Raw genomic sequence first — 16376 nt, 5'->3', positions numbered from 1 at the left:
GATACGGCCTCACGCAGCAGCGGGCGAATCACTGAGGTATACGTGGCAAGCAGCACTGAAGCCGTTGTCGTCCTGACCGAGCACTACGGCGTCAGTCAGCGGCACCTGGCGGGCCGAGCCCATCACCAGCGGCAGATCCGCCCGCACGGGATGGTTCAAGCCGGCAATGGCTGGCACACACTGGCCTTGCAGGGCACAACGGGCCAGCAGCACATCGGCCAGTAACGGCGCAGCACTGAGGATTCCGGTCAGCGGCAAACCGCTGGTGACATGGCCTGCGCCCGCACGGGCAAGGGTCTGTGCCAGTTGCCGGTCTTTTTCCGGCCAGCCACTGCCTGCGCACACCGCCAGGTCGGCCTGGTGGTCCGGCAAACTGATCTGCTCAAGCCGGGCATGACTGGAGAACGCCCCCAGACAGACCTGAGGCTGGTCGTCGAGGTCTTCACGCCGACGCAGTACCAGAGCGACAGCGCCTTCCCCAGCAATGCCGCCGCGCGAGTGACAGTCAAAGGGCTGTAACTGATCAGCGCCTTCGGCACCAATCACACCCGCCTGAACCAATGCCGCAAGTGCCAGTGGGTCAAGCTCACTGCCGGTCCCCACCACCATGGCTACGTCAACACGTCGGCTGCGCAACGCCGCACTGGCTTCACGCAACGCCGCCAGGTTGCCCGATACGCCCTGCATGAAGGCATTGCCTTCGCAATACAGCTTCAAGTCCAGGCTCAGGACGCCCAGCAAGCCATTGCTCAGGCCCTTGATCACCAGAAATGGGTCGATCACGCCGTCGTGCAGCACTCGGTGCGCCAGTTCGCGCATATCGGCCACACCATCACGCCGGCAATCGCTCAACACGCTGGCGAATGACGCCAGCGACGGATGGGTGTAACCGCCCTGACAGCAATACAGGCCATAGCGCAAACCATCGGCACCGGGTGCTACCCCGGCCTCGGCGATAGCCTGGCGCAAGGCGCTGCCGCCCCAGAATAACGATGGCGTGCAATAGCGGTGCAGGTTACGGCCAATGTCGCTACGGCAGCGCTGCTGGTCGGCGTCGGCAACCTGCCCAAACGCCACCACCTGCTCACTTCGCAGCAACGGCGAACGTAACGGACCGAGTGCTGAACGGGCCTCCTTAGCCGCCGCCCAGAAGGGCTCGACGCCCCAACCGCTGGCCAGCACACAGCCAGCGCCAGCCAATGCAATCAACCCACTCATGCCGCCTGCTCCCGGTACTTGCCGATCAGCAGCGAAGTGTTGAGCCCACCAAAACCGAAGGAATTGCTCAAGGCAATCTGCACTGATCGCTCAACCGCATGGTGCGCCGTGTAATCCAGATCGCAGCGCGCATCTGGCTCATCCAGATTGAGCGTCGGGGTGATCCGGTCGTGGCGGCAGGACAACGCCGTCACCATCAGTTCCGGCGCTCCGGCGGCGGCAATCAAATGGCCGAACTGGGACTTGTTGGCGCTGATGGCCAGACGTCGATAGTGTTCGTTTTGGGCAAACACGACCTTGATTGCCTCGGTTTCAGTGGCGTCATTCAATGGCGTCGAGGTGCCATGGGCGTTGATCAGATCAACCTGATCCGGCGCGACACCGGCATCATCCAACGCCGCCTGCATGGCGAGGATTGCACCGCGCCCCTCCGGGTCGGGTGCGGTGACTTTGTAACCATCCAGGCTACTGCCATAGCCGAGTACTTCGGCATACACCGTGGCGCCCCGAGCCAGGGCGCGGTCAAGACGTTCCAGCACCAGGAAGCCGCCCCCCTCACCCGCGACCAAACCACTGCGATTGCGATCGAACGGGCGGCACACCTCTTTGCCCCAGCGCTGTTCGCTGGTCGCGGCGCCAAGCAGGTACAAGGCGGTCAAGGTATCGAGGCTCAGCACCGAGTCGGCGCCACCGGCCAACGCCAGTTCGACCTCGCCCCGGCGAATCATCTGAAACGCGTTGCCAATGGCCTGGGAAGCCCCGGCACAGGCACTGCTGATATTGATGACCGGCCCCTCACACCCCAGGTCCTTGGCAATCACCTGAACCAGACGGTCGTTGCCTTGACGCAGTGAGCCACAGGGGTCGAGTTCAGCCTGACGTTTCATCAGGTACTTCCAGGCAGGGGCTTCACCCGCCTGCGGCGCGGCGCTACGCAGCATGTCACTGAGCATATGCTGAGGTGCCCCGGAGGCGCAGAGCAGCGCGGCCTCTCGAAAGTCCTCACGCGCCAGGCCGCTGTCTGACAGGGCCTGGCTGGCGGCGATCCAGCCATAGCGGCTGCGACGTTCCAAAGGTTGCTTCCAGGCCGGGTGGCCGCACAAGTGTGCAGGCATCGTGCTCAAGTCCACCGGGGCAGCAAACCGCACCGGAAAGCTGCCCTCGGCCACCCCGTCCGGTTGCCACGGACGGATGCAGTGCTTACCGCGCAGCATCTGCTTCCAGAGGTGTTGCCACTCAAAGCCGAAACCGGTTACGGCACCCATGCCGGTTATCACTACACGATTGCCACTCATGCTGCTGTCTCTCCTTGTGGCGCGGCGAACAGTGCGGCGCCCCAGTGCCCGGCCTGACTGCGATTGAGCAGCAGGGTGTAGGCCGCAGGACGCGCGCTGCTGCGCTGGCGGTACAGTGCCAGCGCAGCCTCGGTCGGCAGTGCGCTGGCACCCAGGTCGCCAATGACCTGTCGTGTGTTGTGGACGATGCGTTCTTCACCGACGAACAGGCGCGATACCAACGGGTCATCCGGGTCGATGACAATGCGTTGCACGTCACTCAGTGCCAGGCGCTCCTGACTCAGGACCTGCTCGATAACCCGCCGCCCCACGGTGTCGGAACGTTCGGCGCTGGCGCTGTAACCACGGGCCAGACCGGCAATCCGCAGGCAGGGTTCGGCCCCAGGCTGTGTAGTCAACAGCAAGGCTGCAGCGCCCTCGCCGTACAGACGCTGCGCATCGTTGCCTTCACGCAGGTACAAAGCGGGGGTGATGTTCGGGCTGCTACTGACAACCAGGGCCGCCTCACCGCGCCCCTCACTCAGTTGCGTACTGGCTTCGATCAACGCGTCGATGCCGGCATTGCTCTGCGAGCAGTACCCACCCATGGCACCACGACAACTCAACGCTTGAGCCACATAGGCCATTACGCTGCTGTTAAGCAGGGTCAATGCGTGCATCGGTGGGGTATGGGCAATGAACTGTGCCAACAGTTGATCTGGTTGCTCGGCAATAGCCTGCACGGCCTCCCAGCAGGTGCTCGGACCATCGACCTCCGGGATCGCAGCGGTCAGAACAACGCGCTGTGGCGGCAGTTTCAGCGTCGCCAATTCGTCAGCCAGGCCCGCCACACAGTTCAGCAAGCGCAGCCCTTGCGGTTCGACACCACGTTGGATCTTGCGATCAAACACGCTCGTAGGCAGCTTCGGCGGAGCCAGGCAGAAGCCTTTGCGGGAAGGATCGAATTCCAACGGTTGCGGCTCAGGCACCACTGACAACAGATCGGCGCATGTGCTGCCGGCCGCGTTCAGGACCGTAGCCGCGCGCAGATAAACCGGTCGGTGATTCAATGACTGCATGAACTAGGCCCTCCCCAGAACCAGCGAACTGTTGATGCCACCGAACCCGAACGAGTTGGACAACACCACATTGATGGATTGGCGCAGCACGTCGGTCGGAATATTCAGCTCCGGAAACTCCGCGCCTTGAGGGTCATAGTTGAGCGTCGGCAAGACCGTACCGTGCTCCAGGGAAAGCAAGGACAGGACCGCCTCGATGGCGCCACTGCCCGCCAACGAGTGGCCCAGCGCCGACTTGTTCGCGGTGATACTCACCTTGGGCAGCAACGGTCCGAACAGGCGCTTGAGCGCCAGCGCTTCACAACGGTCGTTGCTCTGCGTCGAGGTGCCATGAACATTGACATGCTGGATCGCCGCCAAGGGCAACCCGGCATCCTCGATCGCTGCCTCCATGCACTGCTCATACAGGCTGCCGTCGCGGCTACTGGAGGTAATCTTCTGGGCTTCGCAAAAATTCGCGTAGCCCAGCACCTGGCCACGGCTGACGGCTTTACGCTGCTCGGCATGGCGGCGCGACTCCAGCACCAGCAACGCCGCCCCTTCGCTCATCACAAAACCACAACGGTCGTTCATGAACGGTCGGCTTTGTTGAGCCGCAGGCCATTCGCTGCGCTGGCACAACGCACCAAGGTTGTTGAAGCTGTAGTACGGCAACTCGTTGGCCATCAGTTCGACAGCACCGCAGATCGCCAGATCAATCTCGCCGCGCTCAATGGCCCGGTAGGCACTACCGATGGCAATGGTGCCCGCAGCGCACGCATCGGCATGCGTCGACACATGCTCACGGACATCCAGCAATGACGCCAGGTGCACGGTCGGTTGATCAACCCGGTAACTAAACGGGCTGCCCGCCTTGCCGGCCGCGCTCAGATAAGCATCAAAATCGACACAGGCTTCGGCATCCATAAAGCGGCTGAGCGACTCCAGTGCCGTACTGTCGGCGCAGTGCTTGTTGGAACCCAGAAACACACCGCTGGCTGCCCGGGCAAACGCCGACCGTTCAAGGCCGGCATGTGCCAGCGCCTGACGCGCGACATGCTCCACCAACAGGCATTGGCGCGGCAGCTCCTGGTCGTCCTGTAACCGCGCCTCGCGAATGGCCCGCCATTGCCCCTCATCAAGGTAACCGGCTGCGCAATTGCTGAAGCCCAGCTTGGCGAAACCAGGGTGATCACGCAGGCAAGACTGTTTGTTGGCCAACCGTGCAAACAACGCATTGGCATCCATTGCCATCGGCGCGACCAGCGCAACGCCAGTCACGTACACATCGTGAGACCGCATCGCTGCGCTCCTAGGCCAGAGCCTGAGCGCGGGTGGCAATAAACTGCTCCACCAGGCGACGCGACACGCTGTCACCGTCCAACGGTAGCAGCCGCGCACTGCAGCCTGTGCACACGACCTGTTGCCGGTCGTTAACCCGAGCCTCTTGCGCGCCACACTGTGGGCAATTGTCCGGCAAGTGGTCGAACAGGCTGTGGCACTGTCGAGCCCAATTGCGCACGGTGGTTGCAGCAAACACGTCGGCAGGCTGCATGCCGGCCTTGAGTTGGCCAGGTGCATAAGCGCTGAGGCTCCGCTCAAGCAAATCGACACCGGTCTCGGTCAGTCGCCCGGCATCCAGAAACTCACTCGCATCCCCACAAACAGCTACAGTGTGATCAAGCACACTGACTTTCGGCAGGCTGCACCCGTACTGGCGGCCCAATTGAAAACTCAGGTCGACGATGTCCAGCGAGTCGGCGCCCAAGTCTTCGACGATGCTGTTATCGGCAGCGATTTCGTCCAGGTCCAGTACCAACAATTGCGCCAGGATTTCCCGGACGCTAAGCGTTACCTGCTCCAGCTCCAATGGATTGTTCATTCACCCGCTCCTAAGAAGGTTTAGCATTCGGTTACAGGGAAATCCCCATCGGGGACTTCCTGGATCCGAAAAGGCTAAACCCTCCCCCTAAGGGGAGAGTCAACGCGCCCCCCGTGATGAACTGCGGTACGAAAGTGCCAAGTTTCCTGAGCGAACGTTGGGCGCTAAGATCCTCAAGTGGCTCCGTTGCCCGCGTTTCCATACCTCCTTGCCGACCTGGAATCCTTCCTTGATGAATACCCCTCACCGCGCTGTCTTCCTCGACCACAGCTCCCTCGATCTGGGCGACCTTGACCTCGGTACGCTACGTGAAGGTTTCGCCGAGTTGCAGCTGTATCCTTCCAGCACAGCGGACCAGGTCGTTGAACGCCTGCAAGGGGCCACAGTGGCCATCAGCAACAAAGTCGTGCTGGATGCCGCCACACTGGCCGCCTGCCCGGACTTGAAACTGATCCTGGTAGCCGCCACCGGCACCAATAATGTCGACCTGAATGCCGCCCGGGCCCACGGCATTGTCGTCAGCAACTGCCAGGGCTATGGCACCCCCTCGGTGGCCCAGCACACGCTGGCCCTGTTGCTGGCCCTGGCCACACGCCTGACGGACTACCAGCAGGCTGTCGCCGCGGGTCGCTGGGCGCAGGCGAAACAGTTCTGCCTGCTGGATTTCCCGATTGTCGAACTGGAAGGCAAGACACTGGGCATGCTCGGGCATGGCGAACTGGGTGGCGCGGTCGCACGTCTGGCCGAAGCCTTCGGTATGCGCGTGCTGTTTGGCCAACTGCCAGGACGCCCACCCCGTGAAGACCGCCTGCCGCTGGATGAACTGTTGCCACAGGTGCATGCACTGACCCTGCACTGCCCGCTCACTGACAACACCCGCAACCTGATCGGCGCCCGTGAACTGGCCTTGCTCAGGCCCGGTGCATTCGTGGTCAACACGGCCCGTGGCGGGCTGATCGACGAACAGGCGCTGGCCGATGCATTGCGCTCGGGTCATCTCGGTGGTGCTGCGACGGATGTGTTGAGCGTCGAGCCCCCCGTTAACGGCAACCCATTGCTGGCCACCGATGTCCCGCGCCTGATCGTCACGCCACACAGCGCCTGGGGTGCTCGCGAGGCGCGGCAGCGCATCGTCGAGCAGTTGCACGAAAACGCCCAGGCGTTTTTTGCCGGCCAGCCACGCCGGGTTGTCAGCTGACACCCAGGCTTCTGGTAAACTCCGTCCCTTTTTCAGGAGCCGCCGTCCATGGACCCGCGCAGTGAAGTGTTGCTTCGACAGGCCGACTTGTTTCAGGGTTCGCTGTTGCTGGCCGGCTTGCCCGCCGACGACCTGCTCGGCCAACTGCCTGCGGCCCACGGCTGGAGCTGGCATGCTGGCGATCAGGCTGCGCTGCAGGCGCGCTTCAGCGACCGCAGCCATTTTGGTGTAGAGATCACGCCCCAGCCATTCGAGGCGGCGGTGCTGTTTCTGCCCAAGTCCCGTGAATTGGCCAGTTACCTGCTCAACGCGCTGGCCTCACGCCTGGCGGGCCGCGAGTTGTACCTGGTGGGGGAAAAACGCGGCGGCATCGAGGGCGCGGCCAAGCAACTGCAGGCCTTCGGCAAACCGCGCAAACTCGACAGTGCTCGCCATTGCCAACTGTGGCAGGTGACCGTCGATAACGTGCCTGAAGCGCCAAACCTGCACAGCCTGGCTCAACGTTTCGAGTTGCCGCTGGCCGAAGGCCCATTGACCGTGGTCAGCCTGCCGGGCGTGTTCAGCCATGGGCGGCTCGACCGCGGCAGCGCCCTGCTGCTCGAACACCTGGAGCAGTTACCGGTCGGTCATGTGCTGGACTTCGGTTGCGGTGCCGGCGTGCTCGGCGCAGTGGTCAAACGCCGTTATCCACAAAGCCAGGTGACCCTGCTCGACGTGGATGCCTTCGCCGTCGAGAGCAGCCGCCTGACCCTGGCCGCCAACGGCCTGGAAGGTGAGGTCATCTGTGGTGACGGTATCGACGCGGCCCCCGACAATCTGGACCTGATCCTGAGCAATCCGCCGTTCCATACCGGGGTGCACACTCACTACCAGACATCGGAGAACCTGCTGCAAAAATCAGCCAAACACCTGAAAAAAGGTGGAGAACTGCGTTTGGTCGCCAACAACTTCCTGCGCTATCAACCGCTGATCGAGGCTGCGCTGGGTAACTGCCAGTTGCGCATCGAAGCACAGGGCTTTCGGATCTACCAGGCAACCCGCAGTTAAAACAGCACTTGCCGAATCGGCCTGGCCTAGGCAGAATCCGCTCCGTCCTAGGGGAGTAGTCTCCCGCGAGCGCCCTGCTCGCCCGGTACGCGTCAACATACTTGGTCCACAGACCATGGCGCGTGCGACCCACGGCCCGCAAAGCGAGCCCAGGGTTTGACAAGACCTATGACACGCACACCTTACCCGGGGCGGGGAGGTCGTACGTGTCATAGCCGTGTCGACCCGCCCCCGTAGGAATCCTGATGCTGGAATCATTGCTAGTCCCAACCGCAATCGTCGCGCTCGCTGAAATTGGCGACAAGACCCAACTGCTCGCGCTCATCCTTGCGGCTCGCTTCCGCAAACCCTGGCCAATCATTGCCGGTATCATCGCCGCAACCCTGGCCAACCATGCCGCGGCTGGTGCGGTGGGTGCATGGGTCAGCAGTTTCTTCTCCGCCGTGACCTTGCACTGGATCCTCGCCGCCTGCTTTGCCGCTACCGCCCTGTGGACCCTGGTTCCAGACAAGATGGACGATGACGAAGGCAGCACGGCACGACGCTTCGGCCCGTTCCTGACCACGCTGATTGCATTCTTCATTGCCGAGATCGGTGACAAGACCCAAGTGGCCACCGTGATGCTGGCCGCCCAGTACCCTCACCTGATCCTGGTCATTCTAGGGACGACCCTGGGGATGCTGATTGCCAACGTGCCCGTGGTACTGGCAGGCAACTTTGCGGCCGAAAAACTGCCACTGACGCTGATCCGTCGCCTGGCAGCCGCAGCCTTCTTCGTGCTGGCCGCAGTAGCGGTGTACTCGGCGATGCAAGTCAGCGGCTGGATAAGCTGACACAAGCGCCTGTTCCCGGGGATGGAGCCGCGCCTCAATCAGGAGGCGCGGCTTTCATTGCTTGCAAGGGGTATGGCGTTATCGCTTGGCTTGCTGGTACAGCGGCATCACTTTCGGGATGGCCGCTTGCAACGCAGCAATCCGGCTGCTGGAGGCCGGGTGAGTACTCATGAACTCAGGCTGCGATGCGCCACCCGACGCCTGGTTCATCTTGTTCCACAAGGTGATCGCGGCATTCGGGTTGTAACCAGCTCGCGCGGCCAGCTCCAGGCCAATCAGGTCAGCTTCGTTTTCATTGTCGCGGCTATTGGGCAGTGTCAGGCTGTACTGCACCACGGTATCGGCCAGCGCCATGCTGTCCTGGCCCAGGCCGAGCAATGCGCCGGCACCTTGTTTGGCCATTTCAATGCCATACGCCTTGGACATGGCTTCACGTCCATGTTCACGCAGGGCGTGAGCGATTTCATGGCCCATAACCGCAGCAATTTCATCGTCGCTGAGTTTCAGCTTGTCGATCAGGCCGCTGTAGAAAATGATCTTGCCGCCAGGCCCGCAGTTGGCGTTGAGCTCGTCACTCTGGATCAGGTTGACTTCCCACTTCCACTGCGCAGCATCAGGACGGAACTGTGGTGCCTGGGCAATCAGGCGATCAGCGATGGCCTGAACGCGGCGCGCATTGCTGCTGGCCTTGTCGAGCACGCCTTGGCTCGACGCTTCGCCGAGCGTTTGCTGGTAAGACTGGGCGTACATCTGATTGACTTCATCGGTCGAGAGCATGCTGAACATGTACTGCTTGCGCTCGACACCGACCGCTCCGCCGCTGGTGGTATTGATTGCCTGGCAACCACTGAGCAGGACGCTGGCACTCAAGGCACCCATTACAAATAACTTACGCATGAAAACACTCCATTCAAACACGCTGCGTATCCTAGGCCGACTAGGATAACTACGCTATTGCCGTTCGCGAACATTTCACGAACGGCACTCATGCTTTTCACACTTCGGGCCGATAACGCTGTGCAGACGCCATTACGTGTGCTCGGAGCCCCTGATGAAGTTCAAGTCGATCCAGTTTTCCGTGGCAGCCCTTGCTGGCGCCATCGTATTGAGTATCGTTGCTGCACTGGTGCTGTACGCCGTGTTTTCCGGCGCACGGACTCAGACGCTGGTACAAAGCCGCACCCAGCAGCAGTTCGAAACCGTCATTGAACAACGCCTGACAGCGCTGGCGAGCACCCAGGTCAGCCAGATTCAGCGCGGCCTCGAAGCCCCGCTGCTGATCGCCCGCAGCCTGGCGACCAGCAACGCCATGCTGGGCATGAAAGACGCTACGGGTAAGCCACTGCTGAACATCGAGCGTGAACAACTGATCGCCATGGTCAAGCAGACCGTAGCAAGCAACCCACTGATCCTCGGTAGCTATCTCGGCTGGGAGCCCAACGCGCTGGACCACGACGATGCGCGCTTCGTCGGCACCTCGATCATCGGCATCGACAGCGCCACCGGACGCTTCCTGCCCTGGTGGTTCCGCAACGACGACGGTAGCCTGGGCGTGGATAAACTGGCCGATGTCGACGACACGACACAACTAGCCACAGGCGTGCGCGCCAGCGAGTACTACCTGTGCTCGAAAGACTCGAAAAAGGCCTGTGTCATCGACCCTGCACCCTACAAGGTGGGTGACAAGGTGGTCATGCTTGCCTCGTTCATCGAGCCCATCATGGTAGACGGTCAGTTCCAGGGCATTGCGGGTGCCGACCTGTCGGTGAACTTCATTCAGGACATGCTCAAGGCCGCCGACAGCCAACTCTACAATGGCGCCGGTGAACTCGCGCTGGTGTCCAGCAACGGACGCCTGGTGGCCTACACCAAGGACGAAAGCAAGTTCGGCGAAAAAGCCAGCGATGTGCTTGGCGCCAATAAAGCTCAGGCATTGAATAGCCTGACCGGCGATAACCTGCGTTACGAGATTGACCGTAGCAACGGCCAGATCGAGCTGCTCTTGCCGTTTCGCATCGGCAATACCGACGCTCGCTGGACCCTGATGCTGCAATTGCCAATCAGCGCGGTGATGGCCGAGCTGGATAAGCTGCAGAGCGACTTGAGTGCACAACGGGCCACTGATATCACCGGAATGACCCTGGTCGGCCTGACTATCGCCGCACTCGGCCTGTTGGTGATCTGGCTGCTGGCCCACGGTATCGCACGACCCTTGCGGCAGATGGTGGCCATGCTCAACGACATCGCTCAGGGTGAAGGTGACCTGACCCGGCGACTGACCAGTGATCGCAGCGACGAACTCGGCGCCATTGCCAAAGGCTTCAACACCTTTCTGAGTAAACTGCAGGCAATGATCACTCAGGTGGTCAGCTCGGTACAGAAAGTCAGCGACTCCTCTGAACACACCGCCGATATCGCCATTCGCACCAACCAGGGTGTGCACAAGCAAATGGCCGAAATCGATCTGGTAGCCACGGCAGTACATGAAATGACCGCCACAGCGCAGGACGTGGCCCGTAACGCAACCCATGCAGCCCAAGCCGCCAGCAGCGCCGATCAGGCCGCCAACGAAGGCCTGCAGATCGTGCGCAGCACCTCCAACTCGATCAGCGCACTGGCCAATGAAATAGGCCGTGCGGTGGGGGTCGTGCAAAACCTGGCCCGCGACAGCGAGAACATCAACGCCATTCTGGTGGCGATCCGCGCCATCGCCGAGCAGACCAACCTGCTGGCCCTGAACGCAGCCATCGAAGCCGCCCGTGCGGGTGAGCAAGGTCGCGGCTTTGCGGTGGTCGCCGACGAAGTACGCAACCTGGCACAGAAAACCCAGAAGGCCACCGAAGAAATCCAGCAGATGATTCAGCAGTTGCAGCAAGGCACCCGCGATGTCGTCAAGGTCATGGAAGACAGCCAGGGCAAGACCGACGACAGCGTGCAACAGGCGGCCAAGGCAGCCGAAGCGCTGGAGAGCATCACCCAGGCCGTTTCGGTGATCAACGACATGAACAACCAGATCGCCAGCGCGGCGGAAGAACAAAGTGCGGTGGCCGAAGACATCAACCGCAACGTGATCAACATCGGCCAGGTGGCCAACGAGGTCGCCGGTGGTGCGGACGAGTCCAGCAACGCCAGCGCCGAACTGACCAAACTGGCTGAACAGCAGCGGCGGCTGATCAACCAGTTCAAGGTCTGAGCCTCAGACGACAGGCACCTGCGCAGAGGGCCTGTGCTGCTTTAGCGCCGGCCTTAGGCCGGCGTCAGGCACTCCGGCGCATTGAGCTTGGGGTCATTGACCAGGTTCGCCAGCACCCGTTCACGCAGTGCCGCGGCAGGGCTGGCCAGCAGGCTATGCAGCTCGGCCAGCGGCGTTTCGGGGTTCAGCCAGGCAGCCTGGCCAGCCTCGTCCAGAATGAGCGGCCGACGCTGGCTCATCGCAGCCTGGGTTACCACTGCCGTGCTCAGCCACACCTGCTCCTGCACCGGATAGGCTTCCCAGACAGCCGCAAAGAATAGCGAAGCCCCTTCCCCTGGCGTCAACCAGTAAGGCCGCTTGCGCACTGAACCGCGCCATTCGTAAAAGCCGTTGGCCGGCATCAGACAACGGCGCAAACGGAAAGCGTCGCGGAACATTGGCTGTTCTGCCAGGGTTTCGGCGCGCGCATGAGCCGGTGTGCGCGACAGATCGGTCAGCCAGGCCGGCGTCAGCCCCCAACGCGCCCTGGCAAGCTCCAGGTTACCGTCGACACGGCGCTGTATCAGCACCGACGCACCGGGCGAAATGTTCCACTGCGCCTGCTGGTCGGCGGGAAAGCCAGGCAAGGCGGCAAAGGCCGAAGACCAGCGAAACAGGGCGTAACGTCCACACATGGGGCAGGCAACCTAGCAAATCAGAATACCGGGGAGGCTCTCCGGTTCATCACCCGCGAGGGGTTGGGCAACATTGTACTCGGCGATCAGCCGACGTGCGCGCTCTGCCTGCTCGTCCGGCACCGTCAAACCCAGCAGCCCCTGCATGGGAAGCTCGCCGACACCGCCCAGCAGGTGGCGGCCCGCAAGGTGCACGTCGATACCTTCGCTGACCAACATGCCAAAGAGCAATTCAGCCTCAAGCAGATTCTCCGGCTCATAGATCCGTTGCATCACTCGTCCTCGCGTTTTAGATCGAGCATCCACTCGTCACCGTGGACCTGCAGTATGAACACGATCGGTCGACAACATACGGGGCAGTCCTCGACATACTGCTGATCGCCGCCCGACAGATCGAGCACCGCTTCAAACTCTTCCCCACAGTAGGGACAATCATGGAACTCAGTCTCCAGCATCGCGGCCTCCAGCGTGACTTGTGCGTATAATCACCGGTCTGTTTACAGGCCCTTTGCGTGTCTGAGCCGTTTTTTCAGACCCAGGCCTTACTATTACCCTAGCCGTTTCCAACAAGAGAGCATGATGGGCGAATTCGATGCCATCCGACCGTACAACGACGCTGAGGTCCCTGCTGTTCTGGCACGCCTGCTCAGCGACCCGGCTTTCCTCGATATCCTCACCCACTTTCGCTTCCCGCGCATGGCTGGCGCGTTCGGTTGGCTGCTCAAACCCCTGATCGCACGCCGCCTGCGCCATGAATTCGCCGGGGTTACCTGCGTATCAACCTTGCAGGACAAGGTCGAGTTCTACGTCGATCACACTATAGAACGGGCTACCGACGGCGTGACCTACACCGGCGTCGAGGGGCTCAAGTCCGGTACGGCCTACCTGTTTCTGGCCAACCACCGCGATATCGTGATGGACCCGGCCTTCGTCAACTACGCCGTGTACCATGCCGGCCTGCCAACCCCGCGCATCGCCATCGGTGACAACCTGCTGCAGAAGCCATTTGTCAGCGACATGATGCGCCTGAACAAGAGCTTCATCGTGCACCGTTCGTTGACCGGCCGCCGTGAGAAACTGGCGGCCTATCAACTGCTTTCGGCCTACATCAACCACTCGATCCGTACCGACGGCCAGTCGATCTGGATTGCCCAGGCCGAAGGCCGGGCGAAAGATGGCGATGATCGCACCGATTCGGCGATCCTCAAGATGTTCCACATGAGCCGCAAGGACGAGCCATTCGGTGAGGTGATTCGCTCGCTGAACCTGAGCCCGGTGTCGATCAGCTACGAATACGACCCCTGCGACCTGGCCAAGGCCCGCGAGCTTTACATTCGCGCCACCACCGGCAGCTACACCAAGGCACCAGGAGAAGATGACCTGAGCATTGCCCAGGGCATCACGGGCTACAAAGGCCGGGTGCACATCAACTTCGCCGCGCCGATCACCGAAGCTTACGAAGACACCAAGCAGTTGGCAGCGGCGATCGACCGGCAGATTCTCGGTGGTTATCGCCTGTTCCCGGCGCACTACCTGGCCTATGCCCAGTGGAGCGACGCCGACCCGAGCCTACAGGTGCCAAAGGCCTCCGAGCTGTTCGCGGCAGATGAACTGGCCAAGGCGCAGGCCGAATGGCAGCGCCGACTGGACGCCTGCCCCGCCGAACATCGGCCGTATCTGGTGCTGCAATACGCGACGCCGGTACGTAACCAGTACCGGGTAAAGGCGGGCTTGGCGCTTTAACCGCACGCCAACTGCAGGCGCCGGCACCGCCGGGCGCCTGCACAGGCAGTGCACGCTCAGCCCTGATGGGTCAGGCGCCCCGTAGCGAGCACGGTTGATCAGACCCAGGTGCTGACCCAGGAAAGCAGCAGCGCCATTGCCAGGAAGGCAAAGCCCAGCGCGTAATAGAAACGATTGACCCGCACAGTCGTCACATCGAGCACCGCCTCATCCGCAGGCCGCCCCGCCAGGGCGCGTGCCTCGCGACGCCGAGCACCATGCAACAAAAAGCTGCCCGGACAGGTCAGTACCAACGCCAGCACGTTGATCAGCTTGGCGGGATGGGCGGCCATCAGCCCCCAGAGCATCTGCAGCGACATCGAAAACCTCATAAATGCAAAACGGGACAACCAGAGGCCGGCATTCTACCCAAGCCTTGGCTCGAGTCCTGCGCTTTGCGACAAACGACCGCCCCACTGTCATCCGATCGTCATGCAGCTAGGCCAGTCTATCGGCCGTTGAAAGGACACGGAGCTTCGTCATGCTGCACGCCGAAAACCAGGATCGCCTCTACCTGATCGCCCAGAGCGATGAACAGCAGGCGCTGATCGACGGCCTTGCGTTCAACGTTCAGGACCGTCAGTGGCTGGTGTACTGCGCGCTGGGCGGCCATGCGCATGATCACCTGCCCGAAGTCGACAGCCAGACCGGTATCAGCATGCTGGACTTCTACGTCGAAGCGGCCTGATGCCTGCAGGTACAAAAAAGCCCGCTACCTGACACCCGGTAGCGGGCTTTTTGCTGAACACGCGTCGGGTTATTCGCCCAGGACCTGACCGACAGTCGGGTCTTTGAACAAACGGGTCAGCGCATCGCTGAGCACATCACTCACCAGTTGGGTATTGGTGTCCTGATTCGGCGCCATGCCGAAACGCTGGTCGAGGGATGCACCATAGCGGCCACTGTATCGACGGTTGGCATTGGCGACATCAGCGCGGAAGGTAGCGCCAATGGTGGCCTCGGTGACATACAGGCCTTCTTTGGGCGACTGATACTTCAGCTCGACCAGCGTCACGGTCAACTGTGGCGCGTTATAGGCATTCGGCGAAGGGGTGAAGCCCAGCAAACGCACGGCGGCTTCAGCCTGAGCCTGCAATTTTGGCTGGATATCGTTACCGGAAACCGTGATTGCGCTGGTTTCAGGGTACAGACCACCCCGGGTGCCCAAGGTCTGCGAAGCACGACCATCAACCACGCGTACCACGACCGGTTGACCATGGCCAACCGGTGCAAGCTGGGCGGTGAGTTTCGGTTGCGGGCTGAGTTGTTGCGGGCTGTGGGCACAACCGACCAGGGTCAGACTGGTCACAGCGATCAAACCGAACAACAGACGGTGCAACATGCGCATCTCTCCAGGAATAGCAACAAAGGGCATCAGTATAACCAGCACCGACGGTAGCAGCCATCGGCTGGCCACTGGCGAATCAGACCGTGTGAACGGCCAGCGGTTCGCTGTCAACACCCTGTCATCTGCTGGCGGTTATGCTTGATGCAGTCATAACAGGTACGCTGCCATGAATTCCCTCTGGTCCCTGCTGTTCAAGCGCCAACCCGAACGCTACTTTGCCCGCCTCGATGGCGCAGGGCTGTGCCAGGCTTTCAAACACTGCACCGACGCACCAATTGACGGCCACTGGGTGGAGATCAACGAAATTCGGCTACATTGGCTGAACCGCCCCTTGCCGACCAGTGCCAAAGTAATGGCCCACTCAATGAGCTCCCGCCCTCAGCGAACACTCGCCGCCTGACGACAGGTTCAAGAAATGTCGCTAAAAAGGTCGTTTCTGCCGAAGACCTCGTTATAATCTCCCCCCGATTATAAGGACGTCTCCTGATCGGGCCTCGCAGCACCGCCAATACCAACTATTGGCACCCTCCGCACCGCCCACAGAGAGCCTTCCACACAGGTCTTGCACCAGCCAGTGTGTCTGATTCATTCGACCCTTGCTCTGCACAGAACCTGTCGGGTCTGCCATCGCGCAGCCCATTTTGAGGTTCACGTCTCCAAAAGAGCGTGAAAAAACGGGTTTCACAACTTCACAAGAGTGTGGCGAGCAAAATGAACAGTCTGGCATGTGCAAAAGCACCAGCAGTGTCCCAACAAGCCCCAAACAGCTGGCAACAGCGCTCATCCAAGGTGGGCGACTGAGGCCGGTCCATAACGCACGACGGATACCTTGACCATAAGTCGAATTGCCGCACGGGTACTAAAATGCG

General features: G+C 61.4%; 18 protein-coding genes, 1 pseudogene and 1 riboswitch. Of the genes and pseudogenes, 8 read left to right on the top strand and 11 right to left on the bottom strand.

The window, feature by feature from the left end:
* Nucleotides 1–9: 9 nt before the first annotated feature.
* The 5 genes from AB7M23_RS09940 to AB7M23_RS09920 are packed head-to-tail and all read right to left on the bottom strand — an operon-like array spanning nucleotide 10 to nucleotide 5432.
* Nucleotides 10–1218: a beta-ketoacyl synthase N-terminal-like domain-containing protein gene (locus AB7M23_RS09940; protein WP_454240717.1), complete on the bottom strand. Its 1209-nt coding sequence runs from the start codon at nucleotides 1216–1218 to the stop codon at nucleotides 10–12.
* Nucleotides 1215–2513, bottom strand: coding sequence for a beta-ketoacyl-[acyl-carrier-protein] synthase family protein (locus tag AB7M23_RS09935; RefSeq protein WP_454240716.1), 1299 nt, complete (start codon nucleotides 2511–2513; stop codon nucleotides 1215–1217). Before AB7M23_RS09935 ends, AB7M23_RS09940 begins: the two co-directional genes overlap by 4 nt.
* On the bottom strand, nucleotides 2510–3571 hold the full coding sequence (locus AB7M23_RS09930; protein WP_454240715.1) for a beta-ketoacyl synthase: 1062 nt from the start codon (nucleotides 3569–3571) through the stop codon (nucleotides 2510–2512). The genes AB7M23_RS09935 and AB7M23_RS09930 overlap by 4 nt, the downstream gene beginning before the upstream one ends.
* A 3-nt stretch (nucleotides 3572–3574) precedes the next feature.
* Nucleotides 3575–4852, bottom strand: a complete 1278-nt coding sequence (locus tag AB7M23_RS09925) for a beta-ketoacyl-[acyl-carrier-protein] synthase family protein (protein WP_454240714.1) — start codon at nucleotides 4850–4852, stop codon at nucleotides 3575–3577.
* A 10-nt stretch (nucleotides 4853–4862) separates the two neighbouring features.
* Nucleotides 4863–5432, bottom strand: coding sequence for an acyl carrier protein (locus AB7M23_RS09920; RefSeq protein WP_454240713.1), 570 nt, complete (start codon nucleotides 5430–5432; stop codon nucleotides 4863–4865).
* A 232-nt stretch (nucleotides 5433–5664) separates the two neighbouring features.
* On the opposite strand from AB7M23_RS09920, the gene AB7M23_RS09915 reads away from it, so the two are divergent.
* The 3 genes from AB7M23_RS09915 to AB7M23_RS09905 all read left to right on the top strand — a co-directional run bounded on the left by AB7M23_RS09915 (nucleotide 5665) and on the right by AB7M23_RS09905 (nucleotide 8510).
* On the top strand, nucleotides 5665–6630 hold the full coding sequence (locus tag AB7M23_RS09915) for a 2-hydroxyacid dehydrogenase (protein WP_454240712.1): 966 nt from the start codon (nucleotides 5665–5667) through the stop codon (nucleotides 6628–6630).
* 48 nt (nucleotides 6631–6678) lie between these two features.
* Nucleotides 6679–7677: a methyltransferase gene (locus AB7M23_RS09910; RefSeq protein WP_454240711.1), complete on the top strand. Its 999-nt coding sequence runs from the start codon at nucleotides 6679–6681 to the stop codon at nucleotides 7675–7677.
* Nucleotides 7678–7714: 37 nt separating this feature from the next.
* A riboswitch (yybP-ykoY riboswitch) is annotated at nucleotides 7715–7835 on the top strand.
* An 87-nt stretch (nucleotides 7836–7922) separates the two neighbouring features.
* Nucleotides 7923–8510 (top strand): TMEM165/GDT1 family protein, encoded by a 588-nt coding sequence (locus tag AB7M23_RS09905; RefSeq protein ID WP_065759148.1) that lies wholly within the window; start codon nucleotides 7923–7925, stop codon nucleotides 8508–8510.
* 78 nt (nucleotides 8511–8588) lie between these two features.
* Here AB7M23_RS09905 and AB7M23_RS09900 read toward each other — a convergent pair whose 3' ends face one another.
* Entirely contained in the window at nucleotides 8589–9407 is an 819-nt protein-coding gene (locus AB7M23_RS09900; protein WP_454240710.1) for a M48 family metallopeptidase, read from the bottom strand.
* 154 nt (nucleotides 9408–9561) lie between these two features.
* On the opposite strand from AB7M23_RS09900, the pseudogene AB7M23_RS09895 reads away from it, so the two are divergent.
* Nucleotides 9562–10848, top strand: a pseudogene (locus tag AB7M23_RS09895) (HAMP domain-containing protein); the annotation flags it as partial.
* Nucleotides 10849–10860: 12 nt separating this feature from the next.
* Entirely contained in the window at nucleotides 10861–11703 is an 843-nt protein-coding gene (locus tag AB7M23_RS09890) for a methyl-accepting chemotaxis protein (RefSeq protein WP_371917185.1), read from the top strand.
* A 53-nt stretch (nucleotides 11704–11756) separates the two neighbouring features.
* Here the strand turns inward: AB7M23_RS09890 and AB7M23_RS09885 are convergent, their stop codons facing one another.
* The 3 genes from AB7M23_RS09885 to AB7M23_RS09875 are packed head-to-tail and all read right to left on the bottom strand — an operon-like array spanning nucleotide 11757 to nucleotide 12832.
* A complete protein-coding gene (locus AB7M23_RS09885) occupies nucleotides 11757–12377 on the bottom strand; it encodes an SOS response-associated peptidase (protein WP_065759151.1) in 621 nt (206 codons plus the stop codon).
* Between the two features lie 12 nt (nucleotides 12378–12389).
* Nucleotides 12390–12650 (bottom strand): putative signal transducing protein, encoded by a 261-nt coding sequence (locus AB7M23_RS09880; protein WP_102051847.1) that lies wholly within the window; start codon nucleotides 12648–12650, stop codon nucleotides 12390–12392.
* Nucleotides 12650–12832 (bottom strand): CPXCG motif-containing cysteine-rich protein, encoded by a 183-nt coding sequence (locus AB7M23_RS09875; protein ID WP_409276743.1) that lies wholly within the window; start codon nucleotides 12830–12832, stop codon nucleotides 12650–12652. Before AB7M23_RS09875 ends, AB7M23_RS09880 begins: the two co-directional genes overlap by 1 nt.
* 121 nt (nucleotides 12833–12953) lie before the next feature.
* Here AB7M23_RS09875 and AB7M23_RS09870 point away from each other — a divergent pair, with 121 nt between their 5' ends.
* Nucleotides 12954–14120 (top strand): 1-acyl-sn-glycerol-3-phosphate acyltransferase, encoded by a 1167-nt coding sequence (locus tag AB7M23_RS09870; RefSeq protein ID WP_099773545.1) that lies wholly within the window; start codon nucleotides 12954–12956, stop codon nucleotides 14118–14120.
* Nucleotides 14121–14218: 98 nt separating this feature from the next.
* Here AB7M23_RS09870 and AB7M23_RS09865 read toward each other — a convergent pair whose 3' ends face one another.
* Nucleotides 14219–14479, bottom strand: coding sequence for a hypothetical protein (locus AB7M23_RS09865; RefSeq protein WP_454240709.1), 261 nt, complete (start codon nucleotides 14477–14479; stop codon nucleotides 14219–14221).
* A gap of 161 nt (nucleotides 14480–14640) precedes the next feature.
* On the opposite strand from AB7M23_RS09865, the gene AB7M23_RS09860 reads away from it, so the two are divergent.
* Nucleotides 14641–14847: a hypothetical protein gene (locus AB7M23_RS09860; protein WP_454240708.1), complete on the top strand. Its 207-nt coding sequence runs from the start codon at nucleotides 14641–14643 to the stop codon at nucleotides 14845–14847.
* Between the two features lie 69 nt (nucleotides 14848–14916).
* On the opposite strand, the gene AB7M23_RS09855 is transcribed toward AB7M23_RS09860, so the two are convergent.
* Nucleotides 14917–15501 carry a YajG family lipoprotein gene (locus AB7M23_RS09855; RefSeq protein WP_065761025.1) on the bottom strand — a complete coding sequence of 195 codons (585 nt, stop codon included), beginning with the start codon at nucleotides 15499–15501 and terminating at the stop codon, nucleotides 14917–14919.
* Nucleotides 15502–15673: 172 nt separating this feature from the next.
* Between AB7M23_RS09855 and AB7M23_RS09850 the strand changes: the two genes are divergently transcribed.
* Nucleotides 15674–15907, top strand: a complete 234-nt coding sequence (locus AB7M23_RS09850; RefSeq protein WP_454240707.1) for a hypothetical protein — start codon at nucleotides 15674–15676, stop codon at nucleotides 15905–15907.
* Nucleotides 15908–16376 lie beyond the last annotated feature (469 nt).

This window comes from Pseudomonas sp. HLS-6 TE3448 (assembly GCF_053629555.1).
Note: the sequence above shows the minus strand (reverse complement) of the source record. Positions and strands in the feature narration are given on the sequence as shown.